This window comes from Micromonospora maritima (assembly GCF_902825405.1).
Lineage (GTDB): Bacteria > Actinomycetota > Actinomycetes > Mycobacteriales > Micromonosporaceae > Micromonospora > Micromonospora maritima.
On the sequence record NZ_CADEAU010000493.1, the window covers coordinates 1 to 3834 of the forward strand.

Below are 3834 nucleotides of genomic sequence, written 5' to 3' on the forward strand. Positions count from 1 at the left end.
GACCGCCCACAGCGGCTGGGCGGCGGCGAACCGGGCCAGCAGCGCGGCGTCGCCGAGCAGGTAGCCGATCCGCAGCCCGGCCAGCCCCCACGTCTTGGTCAGGCTGCGGACCACCACGAGGCCGGGCAGGTCGCGCCGGGCGGCCAGGGACTCGGGTTCGCCGTCGACGCCCGGCGCGGCGGTGGTGTCGGCGAACGCCTCGTCGACCACCAGCACCCGGCCGGGGCGGGCGAGCGCGGCGAGCGCGTCCGCCGGGTGCAGCACCGAGGTCGGGTTCGTGGGGTTGCCGACCATGACCAGGTCGGCGTCGGTGGGTATCCGGGCCGGGTCGAGCCGGAAGCCGTCGGCCGGGTCGAGCAGCACCCGGTCCACCCGGTGGCCGGCGGCGCGCAGGGCGGCCTCCGGTTCGGTGAACTGCGGGTGCACCACCACCGGGTGGCGGGCCTCGCGCAGCGCGCGGGCGATCAGCACGAAACCCTCGGCGGCCCCGGCGGTGAGGAGTACCTCTTCCGGGGGTCGCCCGTGCCGGTGAGCGACGGCGGCGCGGGCGGGCGCCGGGTCCGGGTACGCGGCCAGTTCCCCCAGTGCGGCGGTCAACGGGTCGGCCAGCCAGTCGGGCATCGGGGCACGGCGCACGTTGACGGCCAGGTCGACCAGGCCGGGCGTGGCCTCGACGTCCCCGTGGTGGCCCAGGTCGGGCTGGTCGAGCGCGGCGGCGCTCCCGGTCGATGGTGCGGGCATGTCCGCGATCCTGCCGGGAAGCCGCCGCCCGGGACAGCGCATCCAGGCGTGGGGCGCGTCACGGCCCGCCGGTTTATGAGTTCTTCTCATTTCCGAATCGGAAATGTCATAGCTTGACCCCGTGAGCAACCGACCCCTTGCCTCCGCTGGTCGTGCCGTGCCCCTTCTCCGCGCCGGGCTGATCGCCGGCATCGTCGTCGCCGCCGCGTTGTACCCGCTGGTCGCCGTCACCGGCATCGGCGCCAAGGCCACCGCGCACGCCGTGGAACAGAAGACGAACATCCTCAAGACCGCGCTGCCGGCCGAGACCTCGTACGTCTACGCGCCCGACGGCAAGACCGTGCTGACCATGTTCTACGAGGAGTACCGGCAGTACACCAAGATCGAGAACATGTCGCCGAACATCCAGCAGGCGATCGTCGCCGCCGAGGACAACCGCTTCTACCAGCACCACGGCGTCGACCCGAAGGGCGTGGCGCGGGCGTTCGTGTCCAACGCCCGCTCCGGCGGCGTCTCCCAGGGCGCCTCGACGCTCACCATGCAGTACGTCCGGATGGCCCTGCGGGACAGCGCGACCACGCCGCGGGAGGTCCAGGAGGCCACCCAGCAGACCAGCCTGCGCAAGGTCAAGGAGATGCGCATGGCGCTGGACATCGAGAAGCATCTCAGCAAGGACCAGATCCTCGAGCGCTACCTCAACTCGGCCTACTTCGGCCACCGCGCCTACGGGATCTACGCCGCCTCGCAGATCTTCTTCTCCAAGACGCCGGCGACGCTCACCCCGGTCGAGGCCGCCACGCTGGCCGGCCTGGTGAAGTCCCCCTCGGAGTACGACCCGATCACCTCCGACCAGAAGGACGCCACCGGCCGGCGCAACTACGTGCTCGACAACATGGCCCGCCTCGGCTACCTGTCGCCGGACGCCGCCGCGGCGGCCAAGGGCCAACCGATCAGGCTGAAGCTGACCACCCCGCCGAACGACTGCGCCGCGATCGACGGCGGGCACCGCAGCTGGGGCTTCTACTGCGACTACCTGAAGAACTGGTGGAGCGCGCAGCCCGCGTTCGGCGAGAACCGCCTGGAACGGATGGACAAGCTGCGCCGTGGCGGCTACCGGATCGTGCTCGCCCTCGACCCGAAGACGCAGGCGGCGGCGGAGAAGAACGTGGGCGCCAAGGACAACACCGGCAGCCCGTTCGCCAACGGCATCGTGGTCGCCGAACCCGGCACCGGGCGGATCAAGGCGATGGCCGTGAACCGCAACTACTCGCTGGACCTGGCGGAGAACCCGAACAGTTCGAACCCCGAGGCCGGCCCGAAGGTCAAGGCGAACTACCCGAACACGGTGGCGCCGCTGCTGGGCGGCGGGTCGCTCCCCGGCTACCAGGCCGGCTCGACGTTCAAGATGTTCCCCATGCTCGCCGCGCTCAACGCCGGGATGCCGCTGTCCACCGCCTACGACTCGCCGTACACGTACAAGTCGGCGGTGTACGACGGCTGGGCGCCGTCCAACGCCAGCGGCGCGATGACCGGCCGGCAGACCATGTGGTCCGGCTTCGGCAAGTCGGTGAACACCTACTTCATCCAGCTGGAGGAGAAGATCGGCGCGGACGCCGGGGTGCGGCTGGCCGAGCAGCTGGGCCTGCGCTGGCGGACCGACGTGGACAAGGAGCAGGCGTCGCCGGCCAAGGCGAAGAAGTGGGGCGCGTTCACGCTCGGCGTCTCCGACGCCACGCCGCTGGAGATGGCGAACGCGTACGCGGCGATCGCCGCCGACGGGCGCTACTGCGAGGCGATCCCGGTCAACGCGATCATGAACCGGGACGGCACGCCGGCCACGTACTCCACCCCGGGCGGGGTGCAGCGGGAGATCGCCAAGCCCCGGTGCCGGCAGGTGGTGAACGCCGACGCGGCCCGGGCCGCCACCGACGCGGCGCGCTGCCCGACCGGGGACACCCCGGCCAAGGGAAGCTGCGGCGGCTGGTCGACGGCCGACAGCGTCCGGGGCACCGTCGGTCGGCCGGTCGCCGGCAAGACGGGTACGACGGACAGCACCCGGTCCGCCTGGTTCGTCGGCTACACGCCGGAGCTGGCGGCGGCGAGCTTCATCGCCGATCCGGACAATCCGTTCAACGCGGTGGGTGACGGGCAGTCCCAGATCCCGGTGAACGCGGTGGCGCAGACCCTCCGGGACTCCCTGAAGGGCCAGCCCACCCGCCAGTTCACCCCACCGTCGGACCAGATCGTCGGCTGACCCCACGATCCGCCCGGGGGTGCGCCCGGGTCAGTCGATCAAGGAGTTTGCGTCCGGATCCGCGTGATCCCCGACGCGAACTCCTTGATCGACTTTGGATCGGCCGGGGCTTGGCGCACGTCGGGGCTCAGCGCAGGTCGGCCGCCACGAAGGACCACAGTTCCAGGTCGACCCGGGCGCCGCGGACGTAACCGGCGTTGCGGAGCAGGCCCTCGTAGCTGAAGCCGGCCTTCTCGGCGACCCGGCGGGACGCGACGTTGCCGGGCGCCACCCGCAGCTCCACCCGGTGGAAACCGTGCTCCAGGATCAGCGCGATGGCCACCGCGTCCACCGCCTCGGCGGCCAGGCCGTAGCCGCGGGCGTGCGGCGCGATCGCGTACGACACCTCGGTGAGCCGGGCGCCCCAGTCGGTGCGGCGGCTCCACAGGCACCCCACCACGCGCTGGTCCTCCCGGCGGACCACCGCCCAGTGGTCACCGTCGCCGCTGTCGCGGCGCTGCCGGGCCAGCTCGGTGCACCAGGCCCGCCCGTCGATCTGCCCGGCCGCCTCGGCCAGCGGCAGCCAGCGCTGGGTCTGCCGGTCGCCGAACACCTCGTCCACCGCCGTCGCGTCCGTCGCGACCAGCCGGCGCACCTCGGTACGCGGGGTGGACACGGTCAGCGCCGGGAACCGGCGTACCGCCACCTGACCGATCACGCCAGGGCCGCCGAGGGCGCCAGCGCGGCGGCCACCAGGCGGGACGCGACGCCCGGAAGCGCGGCCCAGTGCGGCACCAGCTGCGACGCGTGCACGCCGTGGCGGACGAAGCCCTCCGGAGATCGGAAGAGCGTCGTGTAGG

Annotated in this window: 3 protein-coding genes; 1 reads left to right on the forward strand and 2 read right to left on the reverse strand. The window is 72.5% G+C overall.

Annotated features, from left to right (window positions below):
• A partial coding sequence (cobC, locus tag HUW36_RS27715; protein WP_174530831.1) for an Rv2231c family histidinol phosphate aminotransferase CobC occupies window positions 1-741 on the reverse strand: 741 nt, incomplete at its 3' end.
• A 121-nt stretch (window positions 742-862) separates the two neighbouring features.
• On the opposite strand from cobC, the gene HUW36_RS27720 reads away from it, so the two are divergent.
• A complete protein-coding gene (locus HUW36_RS27720; RefSeq protein ID WP_174530832.1) occupies window positions 863-2995 on the forward strand; it encodes a transglycosylase domain-containing protein in 2133 nt (710 codons plus the stop codon).
• A gap of 127 nt (window positions 2996-3122) precedes the next feature.
• On the opposite strand, the gene HUW36_RS27725 is transcribed toward HUW36_RS27720, so the two are convergent.
• On the reverse strand, window positions 3123-3692 hold the full coding sequence (locus HUW36_RS27725) for a GNAT family N-acetyltransferase (protein ID WP_174530833.1): 570 nt from the start codon (window positions 3690-3692) through the stop codon (window positions 3123-3125).
• Window positions 3693-3834: the final 142 nt, after the last annotated feature.